Genomic DNA, 25247 nt, shown 5'->3' on the forward strand with positions numbered 1-25247 from the left:
ATGATGCTACTATAGTAGAACAATGCTCTCGCGAAAGATCTTTGAAGTAGAGTTTGCCGACGCGCTCCAGGAGGAACTCGCCCGGCAGGATATGAGCATCCGCGACCTCGCGGAACGGGCCGGGATCCCGCCCGCAACCCTCTACAAGCTCACGTCGGGCAGGGCGGACCCGCGCCTCTCGACCGTCCGGCGGATCGTCAACGTCCTCGAGCCCCGGGAGAAGAGTTTCATCGCGGTGATCGCGGCCCGGTTCCTGCTCGACGAGATCGACAACCGCAACCTCCCCATCGGCGGGAGGCAGTACCACATCCGGGGTTACGCGGCCGATTCCCTTGAAGAGTGCATCATCGCCGCCGTCCGGGCGGACAAGGAAGGAGCGCTCGGGATCATCTGCGCCCCCATCCTCGCCCCGATTGTGGAGAAGATCGTCGACTGTCCGGTCGCGATCATCAAACCGCAGCAGCAGACGATTATTGAAGCGATCGAGACGATAGCAAAGAGGGTTTAGGGAACCGTCACAGCCTAACTTTCGAAGAAGTCGATCACGTAGTAGTTCCCGCGGTACTCCGCGATCTTCCCCCGATAGCCCTTTACGATGCGCATCGTCTCGTTCTCGGAGAGCGGAACCTCCATAAAGCCGGTGCGGAGGGTCTCGTTCACCCTGGGGAGGCCGACGAGATCGGCATCGGTGAGCGGGACGATCTCGTGTCCGGCCTTCAAAAAGTCGGCTCTCGTCCAGTCTGCAGGGTACCCGGAATCCTTTAGATCCCCGTTGCTGATGTTGTAGAGTGTGAGGTAGCAGCCGCTCAGCCCTTTCACGTCGGCGGAGGAGAAGAGGTAGTGGAGGACGTTCCCGGGGGATTTGCCGTCGTACCGGCCGGTGCTCTCCACGTGGTACGCGACACCGCCAATCTCGAAATAGCCGCGAAGGACATCGCCGCTGACGGTCAGATGCGCCCTGCCGTCCCCGGATAGGGTGCCGGTGAAGGAGCCGGTGTCGCGCGGCATCTCCTGCAGGTCCGCCGTGTAGGGCTGCCCGGCGATATGCACCGCCAGCGGTTCGCCGGAAAGCAGGCTATCCCGGATGCCCTCTGTATCGTAGACCGCGAGCTCGTAGCGCAGGATCGAGGAGAGGATATCCACGCCTTCGACCGGGGCGTCCCTCTTCTCCGTGAAGAAGTCGATATGGACCAGGGCCTGGTCCTCCGGGGCAATCGGCTCCTGCGGGGTTATGGTGACCTCCGTGACGGGCGCGAGAGCCGCAAAACCCGCCGCCAGCGCCGTGACTGCGGCGGTGAGGAGGAGCGCCGGGATCACCGAGCCTTTCCCTCTCATCTCACCGCCTCTTCCGGCCGATGAGGAGGAACGCCCCCGTGAGCGAGAGAACGGCGAGCGCGGAACCGAACCCCGGGACCGTCCGGCTCGACGGTTCCAGTTCCAGGTCGAGATCGTTCGTCAGGTTCTCAAAGATGAACTCCTCCCGGAGGGGCGAGTAACCCTCCTTCTCGACCGTGACGGTCTGCCGGTAGCCGAGGGCATCTTCTACCAGGTAGCAGCCGTCCTCTCCAGTCACGGCCGTCCCCGCAATGGATTCGCCATCCAGATCAAACACCGACTCGAACCGCACCAGTGCACCGGGGACCGGGTTGCCGCCGGTATCCGTCACCCGGCCCGAGACGGTGATCAACGGCGGCGGCGGGATGCCGCTATGGGCGGTCATGTTCACGGTCTTCGCGGCCCGGTTCCCGTGGTTGTCCGTTGCCACGACGGTGATCGTATTCTTCCCGAAAGAGACCGGTACCGAGCAGGCGAACTCCGCTGCGTTCCCGCACGGGACCTCCACCGAGCCGCTCCGGACAACCACGCTGTGCACCCCTGCAGGGGCATGCACCTCCCCGACGACGGCGACATGGGCCGGGGCGACGTCGATCCAGGCCACGCCGCCCTCATGCAGGGAGGTGATGTTGATGGCGATCGGCTCCTCGTCGGGCTTCGGGCTCTCGTCGATGATGGTGAGGATGGGGGGTTCCCCGGCCGTGCCGAAGACGAAGGTCACGTTGTCGTAGTGATAGACCCGGGAGTCGTTCGGGAGCGGGTGCACCCGGATGCAGGGCTTCTCGACGCCTGCAGGGGTGGGGATTTTTGCAGAGAGTTCGTCATCGATGGAGAAGAGGTGGTTGCCGTCGCGATCAAAGATCAGCGTCGTCGCATTGGCCGTATGAACCATGACCGCGCCGAACGGTATCCCGGCGGTCACGCTCCCATCCCATTCCGGCTGAAGGCTCAACTCCGCGGAGATGGTGATCGTCTCGATCGACTCGTTCACCTTCAGTTCCGGAATCAGGTGCTGATTGGGACCGAGATCTGCACCCGCCGCCGGGACGGCCGCGAGCAACAGCGCGAGGAGGAAGGAGAGTGTCCATGTTCTGGTTGTTCCGTTCATTCTCAATCCCTCACTGTTCAGTCCCGGTAAATCGTCCCGACCCGGTAATAACGGCCCTCGTACTCGAAGTACTTCTGCTTGCCGGTCTCGCTATCGAAGATGTAGGTGTCGATCGTTCCCCGGTGGATCTTCTCCGGGTACTCCACGCTCCCCACCAGCCGGATGTCCCCGGGCATATACGGGTCCCCTTCGTCCTCATGCCCCTCACCCCGGAGGATCGCGTCCAGGACGGGCAGGTTCCGGAACATCTCCTCGTCGAGAGGGATGACAATACCTTCCCGGGCCCTCTCCTCCGTGACTTCGTAGAGCAGGAGTTCGTCGGGCGGGATGGTCGCGGCGATGTAGGTGGCGACAGCGACGTAGCAGCCGAACAGGAGGAGCCCGGCGACCGCGACCGCGATGAGGTATCGCTTCAGCCGGGTGCTCTTCTCATGACCTGACGGAGTCATCGACTTCCCCGCAAGAACACCGACATCTTCGTCCATTCCCCCTCCGCCGGGGTGCCGGCCAGGTTTTGGTGCGGGTCGCACGACCGGATCCGCACCCCGGGATATCGATATCCATGCGGGAGAGGTCGACGTTCTCCTATAAACGATTTCTGTGACAAACGTCTACACGTCGGGCCTTCCCGATCGATTTTAGACCCGAACAAAGCCGCCGCGAGCCGGGAAGCCAGGGGCGCGCCCGTCCTTCAGAGGGCGAGCACCACGTCGCCGTCGTGGATGATATAGGTCACATTATCGACCGTACGGGAGAGATACCCGGGCGGAACCTCGACGGTGGTCCTCTCGATGCACATGCAGTCGATGTTGACGAGGTAGTCGATCGTCATCTCCCCGTACCTGACGCGGACCGCAGGGTAGCATCCCGGGCCTCCCGGTTCGGACGCGGCGGACGGCGGGCAGACGACAACGACGCCCGCGATCTCGCCTCCGTCGGAGAGGAGCCGGCCGGCGGCGGGGTCCTCCCGGACGAGGTCGAAGAGCCCGCCGACGGTCTCGATGAACTCCCCGGTCTTCGAGTAATCTTCGCAGGGTTCACGGGTGGGACCGGTTCCGGTGTCCCCGGACGGGTGGGCCGCCCGGTACCGCGCCACGATCCCGTCGAGGTCGGAGAGGTCTTCTGCCCGCCCGGAAGAGCAGCCGTACGACTCGTTCAGGTACAGGAGCGACGTCCCGTTGTAGGTCATAATCGGGGCGTCCCCCAGGTAGACGGTATCGGTCCCGGTCGAGAGGTCGCGGGTCTTGTAATATGTCCGGGAGGGTGTATTCGGCACGAGTGCAGAGCCGCCGAGCACCGTCCCGGCCGTCTCGTCGACGGTGACCGCAAACCGGATCTCCCCGTAGCGGATGATGAGGCTCGGGTTCCGGTTGCAGTATGGGTCGTTTCGCGGGCACGAGTGGAAGAGCACGGCAACCGATTCGGGTTTACCGCCGTGCCGGACGAGAACCCGTGCCCGTTCGTCGCCGAGCGCAATCCCGGCGATGTATGAGCCGTTTGTCCTGATCAACTCCGGGGTGGCTACAGGGATCTCCGATACGTTGATCTCAGGATACTGTTGCGCCGGTGTCTCCTGCGTGCCGCCGGGAGGGGCTGGATCGGCCGTTTCGTCGGTGCAGCAACCCGCGATACAGACCGAGACAATCAGCAGAAAAACGGCGGATGCGATCTTCATCATCTTTCGGTCTCCCCGACCGCCGACACGTAACCCGATCACCGCAGGATCCCCTCGTGTCACGGCCACGTCGTCACCACCAGATAGTACGCCCCCTCGTACTCCAGGTGCGGGTAGACCCACGTCTCCCGGTCGGGGCCGTAAGTGTCCTGGAGCGCTTTGCTCTCCGCGTACGAGACGTTGGTTCCCCCGATGAAGCGCCGGTCGCCGGCGCCCCACTCCCACGCCGACGGGTTGCGTTCTTCTCCCCGGATGACCGCGTCGAGCGCCGGGTGGTCGGCAAAGTCCTTCTCGGTCAGGGGGACGACCACGTTCTCTCCCGGCTCCGTCCTCTCCATGACGTAGAGCATCGGCTGCCCGCCCGAACCTTCCATTGCATAGATGAGGAGGGCATCGGCGAGCATGAAGCCGAGCGCGACCGCGGCGATCCCGGCAAGGGCGCACGCGACGACGAGCCCCGCCGTTCTGAGCCGGTTGCCGGGTTTCTTACCTTCTTCCATTCTGCACCTCTTCAAGCATCCGGCCCTAATGGAGCAGAACGCGGGTGGAGTAGGATACTCCGTCGTATTCGAGGTACGGCGCATTCGCTGTATGCACACCGAAGGACTCGGTGAGGGCGAGGCACTCGACCCCCGTCATCGGGACCGACGCGGATACGCCCGGGTCGCTGCCGGCCGCCCGGATCGCGGTGGCAAGCACCGGGTGCTGCTGCAGATCCCGGTCGGTCAGGTGGACGACGGATGTGTTCTGTAGATCCTCTACCCCGACTACCTCCACGGTCAACTCCTGCGGAAGACCGTCGATTCCCGTGACCAGGGTAACGAGGGTCGTAAATCCGAACACGACCGCCGCGACGAGGACGACGACGCCGATGAAGGCGATGATTCCTATGATGATCAGGCGCTTTATGTCAGGTTCCATGCAATCTTCCCCGGTTTCGGCGCAGACCGGACAGATCCCGCACATCGGGGCACCGATTCCGGCAACTATCGGTGAGAGCTCGACGTCCCTCTATAAACGATTTCTGTCACGATCCTCTACTCCCCGGGTACTTCGAGCCAATTTGCTTGCTGGGCAAGGCGCGGGGGATAAAATGGAGGTAGGAGAGAAAAAAAGGGTGTTCAGAGGTTGTGCGCGGGGACGCACCGGTTCTTCCCCGCATACGGCACGACCGGGCCGTGGAGTTCTATCCCGAGCGCCTCGCGGAGGACGTCCTCGATCGTCTCCACGGTCACGAACGCAAGATCGCTCCGCACGTCCTCGGGGACATCCTCGAGATCCCGCTCGTTCTCCCGCGGGAGGATGACCGTCCTGATCCCGGCCCGGTGGGCCGCAAGGACCTTCTCCTTGATCCCGCCTACGGGGAGGACGGCGCCGGAGAGGGTCACCTCGCCGGTCATCGCGACCGTCGGGTCGACCGTTCTCCCCGTGACGAGGGAGGCGAGGGCCGTGAAGAGGGTCACACCCGCCGACGGCCCGTCCTTCGGGGTCGCCCCCGCCGGCACGTGGATGTGAACGTCGCTTGCGAAGAAGTCGAACCCGGTCGCAATGGCCGCGAGCCGCGAGCGGATCAGGCTGAGGGATATCTGGGCCGACTCCTTCATCACGTCGCCGAGCTGGCCGGTCAGCGTCAGTTTCCCTTTGCCGGGCATGAACGTCCCCTCGATGAAGAGGATGTCCCCGCCGACCGGCGTCCACGCAAGGCCCGTCACGACGCCGGGCGGGTTCTCCTTCCGCGCCACGTCCGGCCGGACGGTCTCCCGGCCCAGGATCTCCGGGAGCATCTCCGGAGTCACGACGACCGGCAGGTCGACCGTCCCGGAGACCACTTTCGCCGAGACATGCCGGGCAATCCGGGCAAGCTGCTTCTTGAGTGTCCGGACACCTGCCTCCCGGGTGTAGCGGTCGATGATCGCGGCGAGTGCCTCATCCTCGATCTGGAGCATGCCCGCATCGAGGCCGTGCTCCTCGAGCGTCTCCGGCAGGAGGTGGTCTTTCGCGATCGCGAACTTCTCGTTCTTCGTGTAGCCCGAGATCTCGATCAGTTCCATCCGGTCCAGCAACGGTGCCGGGATCGTCGCAAGGCTGTTCGCCGTCGCGATGAAGAGCACGTCCGAGAGGTCGTAGGGCACCTCCAGGTAGTGGTCGGAGAACGTGCTGTTCTGCTCGGGGTCGAGGACCTCGAGGAGGGCGCTTGCCGGATCTCCCGAATACGAGACGGCGAGTTTGTCGACCTCGTCGAGGATGAAGACCGGGTTCTTCGCCCCCGCCCGCTTCATCCCCTGAATGATCCGGCCGGGGAGCGATCCGACGTAGGTCCGCCGGTGTCCCCGGATCTCCGCCTCGTCCTTGACACCGCCGAGACTGATCCGGACGTACTCCCGGCCGAGCGCGTCGGCGATGCTCCGTCCGAGGCTCGTCTTCCCCGTGCCGGGCGGGCCGGCGAAGAGGAGGATCGAGCCCTGCTTCTCCTCCTTGAGTTTCATGACCGCGAGGTGCTGGACGATCCGCTCCTTGACCTTCTCTAAGCCGTTGTGGTTGCTCTCGAGCACCCGGCGGGCCTCTTCGATATCGATGCTCTTCTTCTCGACCGTCCAGGGGAGATCGAGCAGGAGGTCGAGATAGTTCCGGATCCCCTGGCTCTCGTGGTGCTGGCTCCCGCCCGTCTCGAGTTTCTTCAGTTCGGCAAGAGCCTTCTTCCGCACCCCCTCGGGCATCGTCGAGCGCTCGATCCGTTCACGGTAGTTCTCCTCGCCGGACGAGCCCTCACAGCCGTTGAGCTCCTCCTGGATCACCCGGAGCTGCTCGCGGAGCATCGCTTCGCGGTTCGCCTTCCCGACCTTCTCGTTGGCCTTTTTGGCCACCTCTATCCGGAGGTTGATGCTCTCGTTCAGGTTCACCAGGATCCGGAGGAACGCGGTGTAGCGCTCCCGGACGGAGGCGATCTCGAGGAGCGACTGCTTCTCGGCAACACCGATCGGCAGGAAGGGCATGACGAACCCCATGATCTGATCGATGGACTCCATCCTGTCGACGGGCCGAGTGAACTGCTCGGAGCCCTGGAAGTTGCCGCTGATCTCGTGGACGGCCGCTCTGACGTTCGCGAGCATCTCCGCCCGGTCACCCTCGTCGAGGTCCGGCACGTCCGGGAGCGGTTCGCAGACGGCGTAGAACTGTCCATCCCTCTCCAAGAGCGTTACGGCCTTCACCCGGCGGGTTGCGTGGGCAAAGATCAGGTAGCCGTCGTTTGAGGGCTGCACGTGTGCGATCATGAGGAGGTTCCCGGTCGAATAGAGTGCGTCGGCCGAGTCCTCCGCCCCGCTCTTCGCGGTCAGACCGACCGCGTACGCCGACCCGTCGCTCTTCATGGCGGCGATCAGCGCTTCTCCGATGGCCGTCTCGACCTGGAGCTTCGTCCGGGTCTCGGGGTAGACCACGGTCTCGGAGAGCGGTATGACGATGTAGTCTCGGCTGGTGTCTTGTTGTGGTGAGTTCATGATGTCTCCGGGTTGTTTAGTTCGCATTTACCTAACTGTTTTGCCGGCCAAAAAAATCATCCGACCTTCTTCAAGATCTCCACCAGGAGATCCACTTCGTTCTCATCGAGCGTCCGCACCACCCTCTCGATCATCCGGTGGAGCGCGTTCCGCTCGGCGTTTGCCAGCATCCGGCCCTTCTCGGTCAGCCGGATGTAGGTGACCCTCCCGTCGTCGGGGGACTTCTGGCGGTAGGCACACTCCATCCGGACGAACCGATCGACCATCTCCGTGACGGTGGGTTTCGAGTTCCTGGTGATCTCGGCGAGTCTGCTGAACGTCACTTCGCCGTGCTCGTCGATCGTCTTCAGGTAGGCGACCTGCTTCACCGTCAAACGGCTGAGCCCGCATTCGGAGAAGATCTCGGAGGAACATTCGTTCTTGATGGCGATCAGGCGATCAAACACTTCGAACAGGTGCTCATGTCTCGCCGCCATGGTTGATACCCATTAGTTTGGGTTGACCTAACTATAAAGATTGTGATGGCGGCCGGCACCGGGAGAGCATACGGGCTCTTGAGGGTTCAGGTCTTCGTAGACCCACCAAGCACCGCAAACCCCCCATCCGGGGTCTGCACGATATTCGTGACGATTTCCGTCTCCGCCTCCGTGCCGGCTCCAACCCGGACAATCTCACCGCGATCGTCACATTTCATCACGTGAATCGGCGACCCGAGATGATTCCCCATGGTGTAACCGTCGCCCTCGGAACTCTCGAGGGCGGCACAGGCGTAACCGCCGCCGGAGGCCCGGGTAACCGGGCAGGGCATATAGAACTCCGTTACGCTCATGTCCGAACCGTCCCGGGCGAGGGTCAGGTCGACCGTGACCGATCCTCCGGCACCCTCTCCTTTCAGGGCCCGGCCGACCTTATAGAGCAGTTCCACGCTGCCGTCTGGCTTCTCTTGCACCGAATATACACGGTGAAGCATGACCCCGATAAACTCAGGCCCTTCCTCGAAGGTGCGGGTCCAGGTGACGTTGCCTTCCCCATCGAGCCGCATCACCCAGAACGGATGGCTGTCCGTCGTCCCTGCAACGATGCACCCCCCGTCCGATGCCGAAGCGACCCCCAGAGCCCGCCCCCGGCCGAGATCCGGGTAGGTCCGTTCCCGGAGGAGCGAACAACCCGTATCGTTCGCGACCGCCACCCAGACATCCCCACCGTGCTTGCTCCCTGCAGCCACGATGCCTCCGTCCGGCAGACCGGAGACTCCAAGCACGGACCCCGAAACCTGGCTGCTCCAGACCGGTGTCCCGTCGCCGGCCACCCGGAATAGAGAGCCGTCACCCGTCCCGGCGGTGAAACTGCCGTCAGGGTGGGAGACGACTGCCTCAACGCCATACCGTGTCGGGAACGACCGGTTCCACTCGATCCGGCCGTTCTCCGCGATCTTGAGCAGCAGGGCGTGCTCTTCGCTTCCCGGAGATTGTTTGACCGACCCTCCAACAAGCAGGCCGCCGTCCGAAACCGGCAACAGGACGGTGCCGTATTCGTCGCCCCCTCCATCAAAAGTGGTATGCCAGATCTCGGTGCCGGCGGCGTCGGTTCGGGTGACGGAGAGAGCATGACGGTCGGCGACGAAGTCGCTTGAGAGGCAGCCCGGTGCAAAAACAAGGGCGATGAGGGATAAAAGAGCGAAGGAGATCGCCCGGTTATGAATCTCGTCCATCAGAGATGGAGCCCCCCGGCAGTGACATGGTATCCGGCCGGCACCGGAACGAATCCCGACTCTGTGCTCGGAACGGCCGTGTTCACCGTCGCCGTCCAGACGTTCTCCTTTATCAGGTATTTCACGCCCCCGCCGCCCTGATACCTGAGATCGAACGAGATCGTTGTGGCGTTCTCCGGCGGAACAAAACCGTCGAGGAAGACGACCGTGGTGTAAGTCCCGCCCGATCGTCGGCTGAACTCGGCGACGCTCGCGTTGTCCGGGGTTGCGAGGACCGGCACGAGCAGCCGCGGCTCTTCCTTCGTCTCGAACTCACCGGATGGTACGAAGATATCCTGCGCGTAGTCCTCCGTCGTCGTGAACGCGAGCATCTTCCCGTACTGCGTCTCCCGGATCGCCGTCCGCCACCCGGCGGGCTGGCGAGCGCTGGACGCCTCGAAGATCACCAGCTCGCCCTTCGCGTTCGCCGGGACCGGGATCATGACCGTGGCGGTGCCGTTCACGGCAAGACCGGAGAGACCGGTGATCTCGATCATATAGGAGTCGTTCGGCATGGTCGTCGAGACGAATGCAGGACCAAGGAAGAGCAGGAAGACCACCACGGCGAGGATGGTGACCGCTATGAGCAGATTTCGCAGGGTTTTTCTGGTATTGGTATGTTTCTCGTCCATCTCCTCACCATTGTCCGGCCGGGTGGGCCCCGCCTTCCGGGATCTATGCATGAGAACTCAACGTTCCCCTATAAACGATTTCTGTCACGATCCTCTACACGTCGAGCCGGATCCGTTCGTTTTGCTCCGGAGGGTTCAGGGACACTCACTGGACTGGTCGATACCGAACCCGGACTGTGGAGGTGACCGGTTACCGGAAGACACACAGACGTGCGATGGGGGATAACAGAATAGCACCGTTTTTATACTCCCGACCACCTGATCTCTTTAATGCGGCATCAACTCCCTCTCGCGAGGACTGCTCTGCTCCTCCTCGCCCTTCTGCTTATAATCGCCCCGGGGAGTGCTGCCGGCACCATATCAAGTGAGGAGGAGTTTCCGGAGACGATACCGGACGATCCGGCCCCGGTATATATCTGGAACGTGCCGCTCAAACTGCTCCTGCTCGACTTCGTCTTCACGACCGCACCCCTGCTCTTCCTCCCGGTTCAGTTCCTCATATCAGTAACCGTATGGCTCATTCTCGGCCAGAGGTGGATCTCCAGAAAGAATGTTCTCGAACACGACACCCGCCGTGCGGCATACCGCTGCATCCGGGAGAACCCCGGGATCAACCACGCTTCCCTCTCACGCAGGCTGGGGGTTAACATTGGAACGCTCCGGTACCACCTTGCAACCCTCTGCGAGACCGGACAGATAGTAGCTGAGCGCGATCACGGATTCTTGCGGTACTATGCGAACGGCAGACCAGCCAGTGAGGGAGAGGGCTACCCCATCAATGGGACACGAAAGCAGATCCTCGATCTCCTTGCACAGGACCCGGGAATGGCGCGGAAAGAAGTCGCATCCGCGCTCGGGATCTCCGGCGCATCGGTGACCTGGCATATGGCGCTGCTCATCCGGGGCGGTGCCGTACGGAGCGAGAAGGACGGGAGGCTGGTGCGCTATTTCCCCCGGCGGGATATCGTATTCCGGGCGGATAGGAGCGCAGACGCAACCGGTTAGGTCGCCCGGGGGCGGTTTGGGCTGGAGACGATGAACGAGTCCCGGTTCTCGACGCTCACCTATCCGTAGACTACGGACTCGGCTACCGCGAGATCCTGCCGGGTGAACGCAATAAGAACCTCTTCTGGAGATGGCGGGGATCCCGGGCTCCGGTGGGGAGTGATCGTGATGGTGTACCAGCACGCGTCCGGGCCGAACGTCACTTCTTTCACCGGGCAAAACATTCCGCCCGAGACCTCGTAGAGCCTTCCCGGGGTCCCGTTATAGTGGTCCCCGTACGCGTTCGGGTTTACAAGAAGCCTCATACCCCGGTCCCGGAAGGGGATCTCCTCCAAGACGATAGCGTCGACCTCCCGCAAGAGGGCGAGAGGGTGCACCCCCTGCACGGAAAAATTGAACTTCTGCGATTTAGCCGATACGGTGCCGCCCGGCCCCACATACGCCTCGTAGCCGTGCTGTTCGCCGTCCTTATCGCCGTAGAAGTAGAGCCATATCATCCGAGCCGCGCCGTCCCCGGCGAGATCGACCTCCAGCTTCCGCAACACAGCCGACTCGTTCTCGACGCCAGTGCTCTCGACGGCGATCTCCCAGAGGTCCAGGATGGCCGGGTTGTAGGCCGGGGACTCAAGATGGGTGATATTCTCGATACGGGTGACTTCCGGAGCCTCCGGTAAGACGAAGAAGTGCATGCAGGCATAGACGACTATTATTCCAACGATAACGATAGAGATCGGGCGCCTCATGGTAGTTCCGGGCCGATGGAACCGGCGTGGTTAAAGTCAGTATGGAACCGGCCGGGCTTGAAGTTTCCGAAAAGTGACCGGTACAGAGTATCGTCGGTTTACCACGGCCACTGGTCGGATTCACTCCTCTCACGCCCCGACGTGTAGAGGAATGTGAGAGAAAAGGTATATGGAGTAACGATCCAGTCTCAAGACGGCAACACCCGTGGAAGTGCATTTGAGTAACCCTTGCCTGTTCCGGGCGGCGGAAAAACCTCGGTTGTCACTTAAGGGGCGATACCGCGTATTGTCGCGGGCCTGCGGTACTCTTGCGACCACGGACGGAGAATGAACATGGAGATAGAAGTATGCGTACTGACCGGTGAGATTACATGACGGCGGAACGGGTCTTCACCGTGGCCCAAAAAGAGTTCACCGACCAGATCACGGGCTGGCGATTCCTGGTGATCCTCGCCCTCTTCCTCGCCATCGCCCTAGTGGGAACCTACAGCGGGGTCGGGAACTACGAAAGAGACCTGGATAGGTATGCCCAGCAACTGGCGACGATGGATAACCAGAATGACGGACCGGCCGGGATGATGCCCGCAAAACCGCCGGTCGAGGGGATTTACTCCTCGATGTTTCTCACGCTGGTCTCCTGCGGGGGCCTCCTTGCGCTTGCGCTCGGGTTCGATCTGGTCTCGAAGGAGAAGGAGTCCCGATCGCTCAAAAGCCTGCTCTCCCACCCGGTCTACCGCGACGAGATCATCAACGGCAAGGCGCTCGGGGGCGTTGCGCTGCTTGCCCTCGTCGTCGGGAGCGTGCTCGCTATATCCACCGCGCTCCTCCTTGTCTTCTCGATCGTCCCCTCCTCGGGCGATCTGTGGATGATCCTGACCTATGCCGGCGTCATCCTCCTCTTCCTCGTGACGTTCTTCTCCATCGCGCTCGCCCTCTCCACCCTCTGCCGGGAGAGCGGCAGCGCTCTGCTCCTCTCCGTGGTCGTCTTCATCCTCCTCGTCTTCCTGGCCCCCTACGCCACCACGCATATCGGGATGGCGCTCATGACGGAGGAGCCCGATCCGGCGGCATACGGCGGGGATATCTCGTCGGAAGAATTCCAGGCAGCGATCACGGCGTATTACGGTCAGTTTGACCTTATCCAGAGCATTGGAAACCTCGCATCACCGCAGATGGCGACCAACGCCCTCATCCAGGGGATCGCCAACTCCCCGTCATCGGGGGCGACCCTTGAGGATACGCTCGGCGAGATATGGTCGAGCGTTGTGGCCCTGACCATCTATCCCGTCGCCTTCTTCGCCGTCGCGTATACAAGGTTCATGCGGATGGATATCCGGTGATCGCTCGTGAGAGAGGGATACGTGCGCCCCGGTCGTTTCATAAATCGAGAGAAAATAGATCGAAACCCTGACGTGTAGACGGTTCGGACAGAGGACGTTTATAAGAGAACGTTGATTTCTCCTTCATCGATACCGGAACCGGACAGATGAATGCAGTCATTCCGGGAGGAGGAGCATGTTGACAGAAACAATCTTCACCGGCCCCCGGCGGGTCTTCCAGAGACTCAACGAAAAACCGCTGCGCGACGATCTCATATTCTACTTCGCGATCGTCGCAGTCGCATCGGTCCTGTTCATGGCACTATCCCTCCTTGCGGGAGAGGGGGTGGAGAACAGCGGAACGCACCGAATCTGGTTTATCGTAGCAGGCACCCTTGTCACCCTGACGCAGGGCCTGATAACCGGGGCCGTCGCCCTCCTCGCCGTCAGCCTCGTCGAGCACTTCTTCCTGCTCTTCGTCGACGTCCACCGCGAGTTCGAGCAGACGATGAAGTCGACGGTCTACGCCCTCTCGCCGCTCATCCTCTTCTCCTGGGCAGTCCTCCTGGAGGTCCCGTTTGCCGGCCTGATCCTCATCGTCTGGTTCTGCCTCTCGACCTACTTCGGCGTAGTCGTGTTTCACGAGAAGTCAGAGGACCGCGCCGTCTTCGTCGCTCTTGCAACCGGTGCGGTTCTCGCGTTCTATCTCCACCGGGCGGTGGGAATCTGATAACCGGTGACGGTCATGAACTGCAACCACCTCTCGTTCCTGTGGAAACTGCTCCTCGCCCTCGCCGCAGTCGTTCTCGCGGTCAACTTCTACCAGGATATCATCCTGCACGGCCGGCCTGATGCCTTTACCCGGTACTTGTTCCCCGTCCTGCTGTTTAGCAGCCTCATCGTGCAGGTCGCGAGCAGACGGTGCCGGAAGAAGCAATCGGGCTGACCGTTGTGCCGTAGAGAGATCTACATCGAGATATCCCTCCGGGACAGATACCACCCCTCCGAGATGCATGAGGGCCGAAATGTCCCGACGTGTAGACGATCGTGACAGAAATCGTTTATAGAAGAACGTTGACCTCTCCCGCAGGTATCCAGGACACGGCAGCAAAACCGCGCCCCGGACGGTGCACCATGTCTGATACGATCGTCGCCTCGCTCCCCCGGTTCTCGCCGCTCATCGCGGCCGTTACGTCTGCAATCTGGGCGGGTATCGCCGGAACCGTCTCCGGGGCACCGGGGGCGGCGCCGTCGTCCGTCCTCCCCGTCTTTGTTCTCGTTATCGTCATCCTCGCGGTTGCGGGGGCCGCAACACCGCTCCCGCTCATCTCGGGCGCCGTCCCGGTCAGGAGAGAGCGGCAGGCGCTGCTCGCCGCCATCGCAGCCACCGTCCCGTTCGTCGCCGCCCTGGTGATCAACCCGGACCGGTGGCCGGGCGGCCCCGCCCCCCTCCTCGCGGAGAGCATACCGGTCTTCGGGTGGTTCTTCGACGGCATCATGGGCGTCCTGCCGCTCGCGGTGGACACCCTCGCCTACCGCCTGCTCTTCTCCGGGTTCGCGGTCTTCGGGTTCTACCTCGAGTGCGTGCTCATCGCCGCGATCCTCTATATCGTTCTCCGGACGGTCGCCGCCTTCGATCCGGGGTTTCGGGAAGAGAGGCACGCTGAAGAGGAGGGATAGATACGGCCCCGAAGAGAAAAACGCTCGCCCTCGCCCTCACCGCGGCGTACTTCATCGCCGTACCCGTGACCGGGGTGTATGCCCGGTTCGCCTACCCCGGCAGGTCGATATACGGGGCTGCAGACCTCTCACCGGTGCTCCTCCTCTTCTGCATCGTCTCGCTCGCGGGAGCGGCGCTCTTCTCGGTCGCTCTGGCGCAGGAGGGCGGCAGGTGGTGGGCGGCGGTGCCGTTCGCGGCGCTTCTTGCGGCACTCGCCGTCTTCGGGCCGGTGCCGCAGTCCTCCGGTATCAGCCTCTTCGCGACCGTGCTCCTCGCCCCGGCGGCCCTCGCCCTCCTGCTCGGAGCGCTCCCGGTCAGGCAGGGGACGTTCGCGTGGTTCTCCGTGATCGAGGCGGGGATCATCAGCCTCTTCGGCATGGCCTGGGCGTACGGCCTCTTCCTCGCCCCATCACTCCCGGCGAATATCCGGGTCGACTCGCCGTCGCTCTATGAGTTCGCCGGAGCGGCCTACGTCTACGCCGGGCTCCCGCTGCTCGGCATCATGCTCCTCGCGCTCGCCTCTCAGTGCAGCCGGCAGGCCCGATGAACTGAATTAGAAGAACGCCAGGTAGAGGAAGTAGACCCCGATCAGGACGATCGCGACGCCCATAACCCGGTCGAAGACCTCCCCGCTCACCCTCGCCCTCTCCTTGATCCTCTTCCCGACCGCGCCCCCGACCGAGCTGATCACGATGAGGGGGATCGCGAGCCCCACGGCGTAGACGAAGATCGTGAAGAGCCCTTCGAGAGCGGTCTGGTAGAGCGCGATGTAGGTCAGGACGACGAGGAGCATCGGCGCCCCGCGCCCCACGGTGATCGCCCCGAACGAGAGGCCGAGGAGGAACGCCCCTGCAGCGGTGTAGGAGACGGGCGCCCGGAAGCGGTTGAAGATGCTCCGTATGGGAGGCTTGTAGACGTGGAGGAGCTGCAGCCCCATCAGGATCATCAGCACCCCGCCGATCCCCCACGCGATCGTCTCGTCGAGGAAGAGGAGGTATCCCCCGACGTAGCCCGCGACCGCCCCGAGCGGCAGGAGGACGAGGATCGTCCCGAGCGAGAACGCCACGGTCAGCCGGAGGATCCCGGCGAGCGAGAGATCGGTCTTCCCACTCGTCAGGTAGCCGATCAACCCGAGACAGAGGACGCTGTTGCAGGGGCAGATCCCGGCAACGAGGCCGAAGATAAAGATCCCGAGGACCGAGGGGTCGAAGGCTGCCATCAGAAGATGTTCGATGCCAGCCGGAATTAAACCTGTGGTTCCAGGATCGCCGCCTCCCCGGCCGGAGATGCATTTAGAGAGGTATTTCAGAGCGAAGACTCCATACTCACTGAACAACAATGGTCCCCTGGGAGATACTATTCGCCGTCGTTCCCGGCCTGATCCTCTTCTTCTACGGCATAGAGAATTTCTCCCGCGAGATCCTCGCGGTCGCAAAGGGCAGCTTCGCTTCGATCCTCGGCAGGGTGACGGAGCGGCCGATCCTCGCCGCCCTCCTCGGCGCCGTCGTCACCGCCCTCGTCCAGTCGAGCGCGGCGACCACGATCATCACCGTCAACCTCGTCAACACCGGGACGCTCTCGTTCATCCAGAGTCTCGGAATCATCATCGGCTCAAACGTCGGGACGACCGTCACCGCCCAGCTCGTCGCCTTCAAGATGACGGCGTTCGGACAGGTCCTGATCCCGGTCGGGTTCCTCGTCGGGATCTTCGGCAGGCGCTACCGGTTCCTGGGGAAACCCCTCTTCTACTTCGGCCTGGTCTTCTTCAGCCTGAATCTCATCTCGACGGCGCTCACGCCGTTCCAGAACGACCCCGAACTCATCGGGCTTGTCACGGAGTACTCGGCGCTCCCGCTCGCCATCCTGATCGGGTTTCTCGTGACGGCCGCGGTGCAGTCAAGCGCCATAACGACCGGGCTTGCCGTTATCCTCGCCCAGCAGGGGCTGCTCACCCTCCCGCAGGCGATCCCGCTCCTGCTCGGCGCAAACATCGGCTCGACCACGACGACCCTGATCGCCTCGGCCCGGATGAACCTCTACTCCCGGAGGGCGGCGGTAGCCCACTTCCTCTTCAACCTCGGGGGCGTGCTCCTGATCCTCCCCTTCCTCGCCCTGTTCACCGATTTCGTGGTGTCGATCGGCGGGAGCGAGGCACAGATGGTGGCGAACGCCCACCTCACCTTCAACCTGATCACGGCGGCGGTCTTCCTCCTCTTCATCGGGCGGTTCGGGCAGGTCATCGAACGGCTGGTGCCCGGGAACGAACCCGAGATCCTGATGCGGACGCGCCACCTCGAGAACGGCATCCCCGACGACACGCAAGCAGGGTTCGAACAGATCAAGAGCGAGCTCAACCATGCCCACGAGGTCACGCTCGACCTCTTCCGGGCGGCGATGACCTACCTCGCCACGTCGAAGGAGGCCGACTACCAGATGGTCGAGCGGCTCAAGAGCCTGAACAGTTACCTTGATCGGAGGATCGAGCAGGCCCTCCGGACAATCTCCGCGAGGCAACTCTCGGATCGGGAGACGAATGAGGTGGTCTTTCTGGTGCGGATGTCGAACGAGATCGGGCGGCTCGGGTATCTCGGCGGGGATCTCGGAAGTTTCTTCCGGAGAGCATCCTGGAGCGAAGACGGAGCCCGAACCGCCTTCGTACAGAAGACAGAGAGCGTCTACCGGATCCTCGACGAGAACATCGTCGGGCTCGGGCATCTCTTCCCGAGAATCCTGGATGCGACCGTCGCTGAACTCCGCGGCCGTGACGTCGAACTTCAGCACGCCATCAACGAGCGCTACCGCGAGCAGCTCGTCAGCCTCAAGAGGGAGGGCGATCTCGGGGACAGCCGCTTCCTCGAAGTCCTCTCGATCATCGAGGCGGCGAACGCCAAGGTGCGGGACCTCAGGAAACTTGCCGAGCAGTACTCGCGCGAGAAAAAGGCCGAAACGGTGTCAGTCGGCCTGGACGACCCGTTTTCGCTGCGCAATCCGGTAGCCGGAGACGACCTGGAGAGAGTCCCCGACCTCCCGGTCGAGAGCCGCATCCCCCGAGTCAACGTAGAGGAGGGGTGTTGCAGTGAGTTTTCCGGGCGTGGCGACCACGATCAGGTTCGATAGCCCGACCTTCCGGAGCACCGCGGGGCTGATCTGCTGGTTCCCTCTCCCGAGGACGAACCCCTGGGCGCCGATGGGGCTCACGACGATCTTCGCCCGCGGGTGTTCGTCAAGGAGAGCGAGCAGCGTCCGCTCGTCGGCGTCACGGGCGAGAACCTCCCCGTTCCTCACGGCATCGACCCCGAGGAGCGTCGGGGCAAGACCGAGCCGCTCCATGATCCGCGCCGTCGTGCTCCCGGCGCCGAAGACGTAGAGGGTGTCCGGGATCATGATCTCACCGATGAACGCCGCGATGTCGTCCTTCGCCCGTTCCTCGTCCTGCTGCTCGAAGATCTGCTTTCCCCCTTGAGTCCGCTCGGGAACAAAAGGCACGCAGGCATACCCGTAGAGCCGGGCGGTAAGCCGCCCCGAGCGGTAGGCCTCCTCGTCGACGTCCATCACCTCGGAGTCCCGGCAGGGGATATCGCCCGCCCGGCGGATGAGGTCGGCCGCCGCCGCCGGGTTGACCGCGAAAACCGCCGAGTACATCTTCACCCCGGCGGGGATGCCGAGAACCGGCACCTCCCGCCCCACCGCGTCGAAGACGTCCCGTGCCGTGCCGTCCCCGCCGCAGAAGACGACGAGATCCACCCCGGCCGCAAGGAACGCCCGGCATGCGGCCCTGGTGTCGGCGGCGCTGGTCGGGACGGCGGGTTGGTAGAGGACGGTGGAGCGGTCGAGTCCGGCCGCCGCGAGGACGTCCTCGCCCATCGGCGCCGAGCAGGTGCACCACCCGATATCTTCACCCCGGAGGGCGGAGAGGGCCTGGACCGCCCGGTCGGCCGAGCGCGGGACGGCGCCGCGCCGAAGGGCTTCGGCCGCCTGGCCGTCCGTCCCCGCGAGCCCCACGGCGCCGCCCATCCCGGCGATGGGGTTGACCAGAAACCCGATCCGTCTCATTCGTCTACCCTTTCGCGCCGGAGCATATCAGGTTCGGGGTCGGGAACGAGCGCACCCCGCAACGCAGTGATCGCCGTCGCGAGCGCTTCGTGCATTCCGGCCTCATCGTTCGAGTGCTCCTCGATCAGCCGGACAAGCGCGCTCCCCACGATGACGCCGTTCGCACCGGCGGCGACGACGGTCCGGACGTGTTCCGGGCGCGAGACCCCGAACCCGACGGCGAGGGGAAGACAGGTCTTCTCCCGCACCGCGCCGACCAGCCCGGCGAGGCCGGGGGGGAGGCGGTCGCGCTCGCCGGTCACCCCCTCGAGCGAGATCAGGTAGACGAAACCGGATGCTCCGGAAAGGATCGTGTGCTGCCGCTCCGGCGAAGTCGTCGGGGCGATGAGGGCGATCCGGTCGACGCCGTACCGGGCGGCGTAGGGCGCGACCTCGTCCGACTCCTCGACGGGGAGGTCGACGATGAGGACGCCGTCAGCACCGGAGGCCGCGGCCTCCGCAAAGAACCGGTCGGCTCCCCGGCGGTGGATGATGTTATAGTAGGTGAAGAGGACGAGGGGCGTCGCCGGCGCGTGCTCCCTGATCCGCCGGACGAGGGCGAAGACGTCGTCCGCGGTCGTCCCTGCCCGGAGGGCGCGGACATGCGCCCGCTCGATCACGGGGCCGTCCGCCACCGGGTCGGAGTAGGGGATCGCGATCTCGAGGAGGTCGGCGCCCGCGTCGATCATCGTCGTCGCCACCCCAAGCGACGCCTCGATGCCGGGGTCCCCCGCCACGGTGAACCCGATGAAGACCGGGTTCTTCCGGGCAAAGAGCGCCTCGATCCGGCTCATGCAACGCCCCCGTGAAGGTTCGCGACATCGGCGACGTCCTTGTCCCCCCTCCCCGAGAGATTGACGACGAGAATGTCGTCCTTATCGAGATCGTCCGCCGCCCGGAGAGCGTAGGCGACCGCGTGGGCGGACTCGAGCGCCGGGATGATCCCCTCGGTCCGGGAGAGAAGACGGAAGGCGTGGAGCGCCTCGGCGTCGGTGACCGCTTCGTAGCGGACCCGCCCGGAGTCCTTCAGCATGGCGTGCTCCGGCCCGACGGAGGGGTGATCGAGGCCCGCGGCGACGGAGTGCGTCTCGAGCGCCTGGCCGTCGCCGTCCTGGAGGAGGTAGGAGAGCGCCCCCTGGAAGACCCCGACCGAGCCGGCCGAGAGCGAAGCCCCGTGGCGGCCGGAATCGAGCCCCTCACCGCCGGCCTCGACGCCGACGAGCGCGACATCGTCGTTCACGAACGGGTAGAAGATGCCGATCGCGTTCGAACCCCCGCCGACGCAGGCGACGACGGTGTCGGGGAGCCGCCCTTCCCGTTCAAGGATCTGCCTTCTCGCCTCCTCGCCGATGACCGACTGGAAGTCGCGGACGATCCGGGGGAAGGGGTGCGGGCCGACGCAGGAGCCGAGCAGGTAGTGGGTATCCCGGAGGTTCGCCACCCAGTCGCGCATCGCCGCGTTGATGGCGTCCTTCAGCGTCCGCGTCCCGGAGGCGACCGGGACGACCCGGGCGCCGAGGAGTTCCATCCGGAAGACGTTCAATGCCTGGCGGCGGGTATCCACCTCGCCCATGTAGACCTCGACGGGGAGACCGAGCGCCGCGCCCGCGATCGCCGTCGCGACGCCGTGCTGCCCGGCGCCCGTCTCGGCGATGAGCCGGCGCTTGCCCATGAACTTCGCCATCAGCGCCTGGCCGAGGGTGTTGTTCAGTTTGTGCGCCCCACCGTGGAGGAGGTCTTCCCGTTTCAGGTAGACGCAGCAGCCGAGGTCGCGGGAGAGGTTCCCGCAGTAGGTGAGCGGCGTTTCCCGCCCGGCGTACTCGCGGAGGTACCAGGAGAGCCGGCGGGAGAACTCCGGGTCTTCGCGGACCCGCTCGTAGGTCTCCTCGAGTTCGATCAGCGCGCTCATCAGGGTTTCGGGCACGTACTGCCCGCCGTATATACCGTATCGTCCTGGTTTCATGGATTGTTCATCATCCTGCATACCTTCACGAACGCCCGCATGAGGCGCTCGTCCTTGATCCCCGGCGCCGCCTCGACGCCTGAAGCGACGTCGACCGCATACGGCCGCACCGCAAGGATAGCGTCGGCCACATTGTGGGGGGTGAGCCCTCCCGCAAGGATGACCGGCACCGGGGAGGCGGCCACGCATGCCCGGGCATACTCCGGGTCGAACGCCCGCCCGGTGCCGTGGCTGTTATCAACGATCACCGCGTCGCAGTCGCCCCGGAGAGCGTCGCCGGGAGAGAGCATCCTGATGACCCGCACCCCCGCATCAGGAGGGAGGGGCAGATCGGCCGGCACCTGAACCGCGTCCGGCCGCGAGAAGAGGAGCGCCGGGACGTCTTCGGGCCGGCCGGTCGAGGTGACCGCGACCGTGGTCGCGAACGGCGAAACCGCCGCGAATATCTCCCGCGCCACCTCAGGGCTCACCGACCGGGGGGAGGGGCTCGCGAGCACCACGCCGATCGCGTCGGCACCGGCCGCCACGGCGAGGAGTGCGTCGCGAACGCTCGTCATCCCGCAGATCTTCACGCGAATACGAACCCCTCCAATCGTTTGCTCCGGTCGCGGGCCGACATCAGGGCGGACCCGATCAGGAACGCGTCGCAGTGCCGGGAGAGGCTCCGGACATCGCAGGGCCACGTGATGCCGCTCTCCGAGACCACGAGCCGCCCCGCCTCGCGGGCCGCTCTGGCCAGGCGAACGGTCGTCGAGAGGTCGATCGTCATCGTCTCGAGGTTGCGGTTGTTGATCCCGATGAGGCTCGCACTCGTCGCGAGAGCGCGCTCCATCTCGTCCCTGTCGTGAACCTCGACGAGCGGCTCGAGCCCGAGCGCGAGCGCTCCGTCGACGAACTCGGGGAGACGGTCGCCGAGCACCCGGGCGATCAGGAGGACGGCGTCGGCGCCGAGCGCCCGGGTCTCATCGAGCTGGCGTTCGTCGATGATGAAATCCTTCCTGAGGACCGGGACGGATACCGCACGCCGCACCCGGACGAGGTACCCGGTGCTCCCCCCGAAATAGGTGGGTTCGGTCAGCACCGAGAGGCCGGCGGCCCCGGCGGCGACGAACTCCCGGGCGATCGCTTCGGGGGTGCAGCCGTCGTGGATCCTCCCCCGCGACGGGGAGGCGTACTTCACCTCGGCGATGACCGCGTGCCTCCCGGAAGAGGCGCGTATCGCCGCCTCAAGGCTCCGGCGGGGCAGGGGATCGGGATCGACCGGTTGGTCGAGGTGCCGGATGCGCTCGCCGGTCGCCCTGACGATCTCGTCGAGGATCATGCCCCGCCTCCGGTCGCCCCGACCAGCCGGCGGAGCCGGTCGAGCGCCGCACCCGAGTCGATCGATGCCCCGGCACGGGCAATCCCGTCCGCAAGGCCGACTGCCTTCCCGCCGAGGTAGATCGCCGCCCCGGCGTTGAGGAGGACGATATCCCGGGCGGGGCCCTCCTCGCCCGCGAGGACGGCAAGAAGGGTCGCGGCGTTCTCCTCCGGCCCCCCGCCCCGGATGGCCGCGACGGGTGAACGCGGGATCCCGAACTCCGTGCAATCGAGGGTATACGTCGTGACCTCGCCGTCCCGGAGTTCCGCGACCGTCGTCGGGCCGGCCGTCGCGATCTCGTCGAGCCCCGCACCGTGGACGACCAGCGCCCGCTCCGCCCCGAGGTCGCCGAGGACCCGGGCGACCGGAAGGGTCAGGCCGGGGTCGTAGACGCCGAGCAGATGCGCTCCCGCCCCCGCCGGGTTCGTGAGGGGGCCGAGAAGGTTGAAGACCGTCCGTATCCCGATCTCCTGGCGGGCGGTGCGGGCATACTGCATCGCCGGGTGGTAGGCCGGGGCGAAAAGGAACGCGATCCCGGCGGTCGAAAGAACGTCCGCCACCCGTTCGGGCGGGATCGCGACGTCGACCCCGAGCGCCTCGAGGACGTCGGCCGAGCCGCACCGGCTCGAGACCCCCCGGTTCCCGTGCTTCACGACCGGGACGCCCGCACCGGCCGCGACGAAGGCGGCCGCGGTGCTGATGTTGAACGTCCCCGCGCCGTCGCCCCCGGTTCCGCAGGTATCCACCCGCTCCCCGGGGGAGGGGAGAGAGACCGGGACGGCCGCCGCCCGCATCGCCCGGGCGAACGCCGCTATCTCTATGACGGTCTCCCCCTTCATCCGGAGCGCCGTGAGGAATCCGCCGATCTGGGCGGGTGTCGCCGTGCCGTGCATGATCTCCTCCATCACCCCTCCCGCCTCGGCCGGGGAGAGATCCGTCCCCGAGGAGACCCGGGCGATCGCCTCGCGGATCATGCCGCGCCCCCCGTGCCGGAGAGGAAGTTCGCCATCAGCCGGGTTCCCTCGGGGGTGAGGATGCTCTCGGGGTGGAACTGCACCCCCTCGATCGGGAACGACCGGTGCCGGACGCCCATCACCGTCCCGTCGTCGCTCGTGGCGGTCACCGCGAGGCAGTCCGGAACGGATGCCGGTTCGATGACGAGCGAGTGGTAGCGGGTCGCGACGAGGGGGTCGGGCACGCCCGCGTAGATCCCCGCACCGTCGTGCCGGACGAGCGACCGCTTTCCGTGCATCAGCCGGTCCGCCCTGACGATCCGGGCGCCGAACGCAAGGCCGATCGCCTGGTGGCCGAGACAGACCCCGAGCGTCGGGACGGTGCGGCTGATCGTGCCGAGAACCTCCCGGTAGAGGGCGGAGTCCCGGGGGTGCCCCGGGCCGGGCGAGAGGACGATCCGGTCGAACGATTCGGATCGTAGCCGATCGAGGGGCGTATCGCTCTTCACCACGACCGGTTCCGCGCCGAGCACACCGATCTGCTGGCAGAGGTTGAAAGTGAAACTGTCGTAGCTGTCGATGACGAGCACCTGCATCACTCCGCCTCCGCGCCGAGCGCCGCGAGCATCGCCCGCCCTTTGTTCTCGGTCTCGGTCCACTCCCGGCCGGGATCGGAGTCGGCCACGATCCCGGCCCCCACCTGGACGGAAGCGACGCCGTCCTGCACCAGAACCGTCCGGATGGCTATCGCAAGGTCCATCGTGCCGGAAAAGCCGACGTAGCCGACGGCCCCGGCGTAGATCCCCCGCCGGAACCCTTCCGTCTCGCCGATGATCTGCATCGCCCGGACCTTCGGGGCGCCCGAGACGGTTCCCGCCGGGAAACAGGAGCGGAGGGCGTCGAACCGGTCGCACCCCTCCCGGAGCGTCCCCGTGACCGTCGAGACGATGTGCTGGACGTGGGAGAACCGCTCGACGGTCATGAAGTCCTTCACCGAGACGGTTCCGAAGGCGGAGACCGCCCCGACGTCGTTTCTCGCCAGGTCGACGAGCATGACATGCTCCGCCCGCTCTTTCTCGTCGGCGAGGAGTTCGGCCGCGAGCAGGTCGTCTTCCGCCGGAGTCCGCCCCCGCGGCCGGGTGCCGGCGATCGGGACGGTCGTCACCCGACCGTCCTCCACCCGGACGAGCATCTCGGGGCTGCTCCCGGCAACCTGGCGGTCGCCGAAGTCCAGGTAGTACATGTAGGGGCTCGGGTTCTCCACCCGGAGCCGCCGGTAGACGGCGAACGGGTCGCCGGCGATGCGGCAGGCGAGCCGCCGGGAGAGGACGGCCTGGAAGACGTCGCCCGCCGCGATATGCTCTTTTATCCGAAGAACCGCGCCCGAGAACTCGTCCGGGGTGCAGGACGACGCCGGGACGCCGGACTGGCACCGCCCGCACGGGGACGGCGGCGCAAGATCGCGAATCCGGGCGATCCGTTCGGCAATCGCCGTCCGGGCCCCGGCGTAATCCTCCTCCGCATCGGTCCCGTCGGCAACGAGCAGGTTTGCGACGACCGCGAGCTGCTCTCTCTTGTGGTCGAAGGCGAGGCAGTCCTGCGCCAGCATGAACCGGGCAACGGGTTCGTCGACCCCCTCCGGCCGGGGAACCGGGTAGAGGGACGAGGCAAGGTCGTAGGAGAAGTAACCGGCAAGCCCCCCGGAGAAGCGGGGAAGCGGCGCGGAAGCGACCCGGAATCCGTCCATGAACGACCGAAGGGCGTCGAGGGGGTCGGCGGCCTCGGTGCCGGCGGCAATCTCCCGGATACGCGGATCGCCGGAGACCGTCAGCGTGCCGTCGGAGGCCACGGCGACGGTCGCGGACGGGGCGGTGCAGATGAACGAGTAACAGGCGGCCTTCGCGCTCCCCTCGAGCGACTCGAGCAGGAATCCGGGCCCTTCGCGGAGGGAGGTATAGAGGTCGGCCGGCGAAGTCGCGGGGAGCGGGATCTCTCCATATACCGGGACGACGAGAGGCCGGCCGCTCGCGTCCGCCGCGGCAACGGCCTCCTCGTATCCCGGGGTCGTGTTCAGCTCTCTTGGAGCGCAGTCCAG

Annotated in this window: 27 protein-coding genes and 1 pseudogene; 8 read left to right on the plus strand and 20 right to left on the minus strand. The window is 65.0% G+C overall.

Features of this window, described 5'->3' with window-relative positions; translation table 11 throughout:
• Window positions 1-22: 22 nt before the first annotated feature.
• Window positions 23-508 (plus strand): helix-turn-helix domain-containing protein, encoded by a 486-nt coding sequence (locus tag L21_RS03025; RefSeq protein ID WP_074369022.1) that lies wholly within the window; start codon window positions 23-25, stop codon window positions 506-508.
• Window positions 509-522: 14 nt separating this feature from the next.
• On the opposite strand, the gene L21_RS03030 is transcribed toward L21_RS03025, so the two are convergent.
• From L21_RS03030 to L21_RS03075, 10 genes are all read right to left on the minus strand, one after another.
• Entirely contained in the window at window positions 523-1335 is an 813-nt protein-coding gene (locus tag L21_RS03030; protein ID WP_074369023.1) for a hypothetical protein, read from the minus strand.
• A 1-nt stretch (window position 1336) separates the two neighbouring features.
• The gene (locus tag L21_RS03035; RefSeq protein ID WP_074369024.1) at window positions 1337-2443 is read right to left on the minus strand and encodes a carboxypeptidase regulatory-like domain-containing protein; all 1107 of its coding nucleotides are present in this window, start codon (window positions 2441-2443) and stop codon (window positions 1337-1339) included.
• Between the two features lie 17 nt (window positions 2444-2460).
• On the minus strand, window positions 2461-2928 hold the full coding sequence (locus L21_RS03040; RefSeq protein WP_074369025.1) for a hypothetical protein: 468 nt from the start codon (window positions 2926-2928) through the stop codon (window positions 2461-2463).
• Between the two features lie 206 nt (window positions 2929-3134).
• Window positions 3135-4121 (minus strand): hypothetical protein, encoded by a 987-nt coding sequence (locus L21_RS03045; protein ID WP_074369026.1) that lies wholly within the window; start codon window positions 4119-4121, stop codon window positions 3135-3137.
• Window positions 4122-4177: 56 nt separating this feature from the next.
• The gene (locus L21_RS03050; RefSeq protein WP_074369027.1) at window positions 4178-4618 is read right to left on the minus strand and encodes a hypothetical protein; all 441 of its coding nucleotides are present in this window, start codon (window positions 4616-4618) and stop codon (window positions 4178-4180) included.
• 25 nt (window positions 4619-4643) lie between these two features.
• Window positions 4644-5039: a hypothetical protein gene (locus tag L21_RS03055; RefSeq protein ID WP_074369028.1), complete on the minus strand. Its 396-nt coding sequence runs from the start codon at window positions 5037-5039 to the stop codon at window positions 4644-4646.
• A gap of 200 nt (window positions 5040-5239) precedes the next feature.
• Complete coding sequence (lon, locus tag L21_RS03060; protein WP_074369094.1) at window positions 5240-7615, minus strand: endopeptidase La; 2376 nt, start codon at window positions 7613-7615, stop codon at window positions 5240-5242.
• Window positions 7616-7671: 56 nt separating this feature from the next.
• Window positions 7672-8091 carry a MarR family winged helix-turn-helix transcriptional regulator gene (locus L21_RS03065; protein ID WP_074369029.1) on the minus strand — a complete coding sequence of 140 codons (420 nt, stop codon included), beginning with the start codon at window positions 8089-8091 and terminating at the stop codon, window positions 7672-7674.
• An 86-nt stretch (window positions 8092-8177) separates the two neighbouring features.
• Complete coding sequence (locus L21_RS03070) at window positions 8178-9326, minus strand: PQQ-binding-like beta-propeller repeat protein (protein WP_074369030.1); 1149 nt, start codon at window positions 9324-9326, stop codon at window positions 8178-8180.
• On the minus strand, window positions 9326-9997 hold the full coding sequence (locus tag L21_RS03075) for a hypothetical protein (protein WP_074369095.1): 672 nt from the start codon (window positions 9995-9997) through the stop codon (window positions 9326-9328). Before L21_RS03075 ends, L21_RS03070 begins: the two co-directional genes overlap by 1 nt.
• Window positions 9998-10267: 270 nt before the next feature.
• Between L21_RS03075 and L21_RS03080 the strand changes: the two genes are divergently transcribed.
• The gene (locus L21_RS03080; protein ID WP_074369031.1) at window positions 10268-11002 is read left to right on the plus strand and encodes a winged helix-turn-helix transcriptional regulator; all 735 of its coding nucleotides are present in this window, start codon (window positions 10268-10270) and stop codon (window positions 11000-11002) included.
• A gap of 59 nt (window positions 11003-11061) precedes the next feature.
• On the opposite strand, the gene L21_RS03085 is transcribed toward L21_RS03080, so the two are convergent.
• Window positions 11062-11691, minus strand: coding sequence for a hypothetical protein (locus L21_RS03085; RefSeq protein ID WP_074369032.1), 630 nt, complete (start codon window positions 11689-11691; stop codon window positions 11062-11064).
• A 425-nt stretch (window positions 11692-12116) separates the two neighbouring features.
• On the opposite strand from L21_RS03085, the gene L21_RS03090 reads away from it, so the two are divergent.
• From L21_RS03090 to L21_RS03110, 5 genes are all read left to right on the plus strand, one after another.
• Window positions 12117-13085 (plus strand): ABC transporter permease, encoded by a 969-nt coding sequence (locus tag L21_RS03090; RefSeq protein ID WP_074369033.1) that lies wholly within the window; start codon window positions 12117-12119, stop codon window positions 13083-13085.
• Between the two features lie 175 nt (window positions 13086-13260).
• Window positions 13261-13794: a YIP1 family protein gene (locus tag L21_RS03095; RefSeq protein WP_074369034.1), complete on the plus strand. Its 534-nt coding sequence runs from the start codon at window positions 13261-13263 to the stop codon at window positions 13792-13794.
• Window positions 13795-13809: 15 nt separating this feature from the next.
• The gene (locus tag L21_RS03100; protein ID WP_143727200.1) at window positions 13810-14010 is read left to right on the plus strand and encodes a hypothetical protein; all 201 of its coding nucleotides are present in this window, start codon (window positions 13810-13812) and stop codon (window positions 14008-14010) included.
• Window positions 14011-14198: 188 nt separating this feature from the next.
• Window positions 14199-14744: a hypothetical protein gene (locus L21_RS03105; RefSeq protein WP_143727201.1), complete on the plus strand. Its 546-nt coding sequence runs from the start codon at window positions 14199-14201 to the stop codon at window positions 14742-14744.
• Between the two features lie 65 nt (window positions 14745-14809).
• Window positions 14810-15331, plus strand: a complete 522-nt coding sequence (locus tag L21_RS03110; protein WP_074369037.1) for a hypothetical protein — start codon at window positions 14810-14812, stop codon at window positions 15329-15331.
• 6 nt (window positions 15332-15337) lie between these two features.
• On the opposite strand, the gene L21_RS03115 is transcribed toward L21_RS03110, so the two are convergent.
• Window positions 15338-16003 (minus strand): cytochrome c biogenesis CcdA family protein, encoded by a 666-nt coding sequence (locus L21_RS03115; protein ID WP_143727202.1) that lies wholly within the window; start codon window positions 16001-16003, stop codon window positions 15338-15340.
• Between the two features lie 119 nt (window positions 16004-16122).
• On the opposite strand from L21_RS03115, the pseudogene L21_RS14380 reads away from it, so the two are divergent.
• Window positions 16123-17013 (plus strand): annotated as a pseudogene (locus tag L21_RS14380) (Na/Pi cotransporter family protein); the annotation flags it as partial.
• Between the two features lie 723 nt (window positions 17014-17736).
• On the opposite strand, the gene L21_RS03125 reads toward L21_RS14380, so the two are convergent.
• From L21_RS03125 to L21_RS03160, 8 genes are read right to left on the minus strand one after another with little or no spacing between them, the layout of a single operon-like run.
• Entirely contained in the window at window positions 17737-18837 is a 1101-nt protein-coding gene (locus tag L21_RS03125; protein WP_074369039.1) for an ATP-NAD kinase family protein, read from the minus strand.
• Window positions 18834-19670, minus strand: coding sequence for a tryptophan synthase subunit alpha (trpA, locus tag L21_RS03130; protein ID WP_074369040.1), 837 nt, complete (start codon window positions 19668-19670; stop codon window positions 18834-18836). The genes L21_RS03125 and trpA overlap by 4 nt, the downstream gene beginning before the upstream one ends.
• Window positions 19667-20839 carry a tryptophan synthase subunit beta gene (gene trpB, locus L21_RS03135; protein ID WP_074369041.1) on the minus strand — a complete coding sequence of 391 codons (1173 nt, stop codon included), beginning with the start codon at window positions 20837-20839 and terminating at the stop codon, window positions 19667-19669. The genes trpA and trpB overlap by 4 nt, the downstream gene beginning before the upstream one ends.
• A complete protein-coding gene (locus tag L21_RS03140; RefSeq protein ID WP_083608745.1) occupies window positions 20836-21411 on the minus strand; it encodes a phosphoribosylanthranilate isomerase in 576 nt (191 codons plus the stop codon). Before L21_RS03140 ends, trpB begins: the two co-directional genes overlap by 4 nt.
• Window positions 21408-22160, minus strand: a complete 753-nt coding sequence (locus L21_RS03145; RefSeq protein WP_074369042.1) for an indole-3-glycerol phosphate synthase TrpC — start codon at window positions 22158-22160, stop codon at window positions 21408-21410. The genes L21_RS03140 and L21_RS03145 overlap by 4 nt, the downstream gene beginning before the upstream one ends.
• Complete coding sequence (trpD, locus tag L21_RS03150) at window positions 22157-23173, minus strand: anthranilate phosphoribosyltransferase (RefSeq protein ID WP_074369043.1); 1017 nt, start codon at window positions 23171-23173, stop codon at window positions 22157-22159. Before trpD ends, L21_RS03145 begins: the two co-directional genes overlap by 4 nt.
• Window positions 23170-23748 carry an anthranilate synthase component II gene (locus L21_RS03155; protein WP_074369044.1) on the minus strand — a complete coding sequence of 193 codons (579 nt, stop codon included), beginning with the start codon at window positions 23746-23748 and terminating at the stop codon, window positions 23170-23172. Before L21_RS03155 ends, trpD begins: the two co-directional genes overlap by 4 nt.
• Window positions 23748-25247, minus strand: coding sequence for an anthranilate synthase component I family protein (locus L21_RS03160; protein ID WP_305954469.1), 1500 nt, complete (start codon window positions 25245-25247; stop codon window positions 23748-23750). Before L21_RS03160 ends, L21_RS03155 begins: the two co-directional genes overlap by 1 nt.

The organism is Methanoculleus chikugoensis, from assembly GCF_900095385.1.
Lineage (GTDB): Archaea > Halobacteriota > Methanomicrobia > Methanomicrobiales > Methanoculleaceae > Methanoculleus > Methanoculleus chikugoensis_A.

Coding starts and splice junctions, on each gene's coding strand:
- L21_RS03025 (WP_074369022.1), top strand. CDS start 23: ATGCTCTCGCGAAAGATCTTTGAAGTAGAGTTTGCCGACGCGCTCCAG.
- L21_RS03030 (WP_074369023.1), bottom strand. CDS start 1,335: ATGAGAGGGAAAGGCTCGGTGATCCCGGCGCTCCTCCTCACCGCCGCA.
- L21_RS03035 (WP_074369024.1), bottom strand. CDS start 2,443: ATGAACGGAACAACCAGAACATGGACACTCTCCTTCCTCCTCGCGCTG.
- L21_RS03040 (WP_074369025.1), bottom strand. CDS start 2,928: ATGGACGAAGATGTCGGTGTTCTTGCGGGGAAGTCGATGACTCCGTCA.
- L21_RS03045 (WP_074369026.1), bottom strand. CDS start 4,121: ATGATGAAGATCGCATCCGCCGTTTTTCTGCTGATTGTCTCGGTCTGT.
- L21_RS03050 (WP_074369027.1), bottom strand. CDS start 4,618: ATGGAAGAAGGTAAGAAACCCGGCAACCGGCTCAGAACGGCGGGGCTC.
- L21_RS03055 (WP_074369028.1), bottom strand. CDS start 5,039: ATGGAACCTGACATAAAGCGCCTGATCATCATAGGAATCATCGCCTTC.
- lon (WP_074369094.1), bottom strand. CDS start 7,615: ATGAACTCACCACAACAAGACACCAGCCGAGACTACATCGTCATACCG.
- L21_RS03065 (WP_074369029.1), bottom strand. CDS start 8,091: ATGGCGGCGAGACATGAGCACCTGTTCGAAGTGTTTGATCGCCTGATC.
- L21_RS03070 (WP_074369030.1), bottom strand. CDS start 9,326: ATGGACGAGATTCATAACCGGGCGATCTCCTTCGCTCTTTTATCCCTC.
- L21_RS03075 (WP_074369095.1), bottom strand. CDS start 9,997: ATGGACGAGAAACATACCAATACCAGAAAAACCCTGCGAAATCTGCTC.
- L21_RS03080 (WP_074369031.1), top strand. CDS start 10,268: ATGCGGCATCAACTCCCTCTCGCGAGGACTGCTCTGCTCCTCCTCGCC.
- L21_RS03085 (WP_074369032.1), bottom strand. CDS start 11,691: ATGCACTTCTTCGTCTTACCGGAGGCTCCGGAAGTCACCCGTATCGAG.
- L21_RS03090 (WP_074369033.1), top strand. CDS start 12,117: ATGACGGCGGAACGGGTCTTCACCGTGGCCCAAAAAGAGTTCACCGAC.
- L21_RS03095 (WP_074369034.1), top strand. CDS start 13,261: ATGTTGACAGAAACAATCTTCACCGGCCCCCGGCGGGTCTTCCAGAGA.
- L21_RS03100 (WP_143727200.1), top strand. CDS start 13,810: ATGAACTGCAACCACCTCTCGTTCCTGTGGAAACTGCTCCTCGCCCTC.
- L21_RS03105 (WP_143727201.1), top strand. CDS start 14,199: ATGTCTGATACGATCGTCGCCTCGCTCCCCCGGTTCTCGCCGCTCATC.
- L21_RS03115 (WP_143727202.1), bottom strand. CDS start 16,003: ATGGCAGCCTTCGACCCCTCGGTCCTCGGGATCTTTATCTTCGGCCTC.
- L21_RS03125 (WP_074369039.1), bottom strand. CDS start 18,837: ATGAGACGGATCGGGTTTCTGGTCAACCCCATCGCCGGGATGGGCGGC.
- trpA (WP_074369040.1), bottom strand. CDS start 19,670: ATGAGCCGGATCGAGGCGCTCTTTGCCCGGAAGAACCCGGTCTTCATC.
- trpB (WP_074369041.1), bottom strand. CDS start 20,839: ATGAAACCAGGACGATACGGTATATACGGCGGGCAGTACGTGCCCGAA.
- L21_RS03145 (WP_074369042.1), bottom strand. CDS start 22,160: ATGATCCTCGACGAGATCGTCAGGGCGACCGGCGAGCGCATCCGGCAC.
- trpD (WP_074369043.1), bottom strand. CDS start 23,173: ATGATCCGCGAGGCGATCGCCCGGGTCTCCTCGGGGACGGATCTCTCC.
- L21_RS03155 (WP_074369044.1), bottom strand. CDS start 23,748: ATGCAGGTGCTCGTCATCGACAGCTACGACAGTTTCACTTTCAACCTC.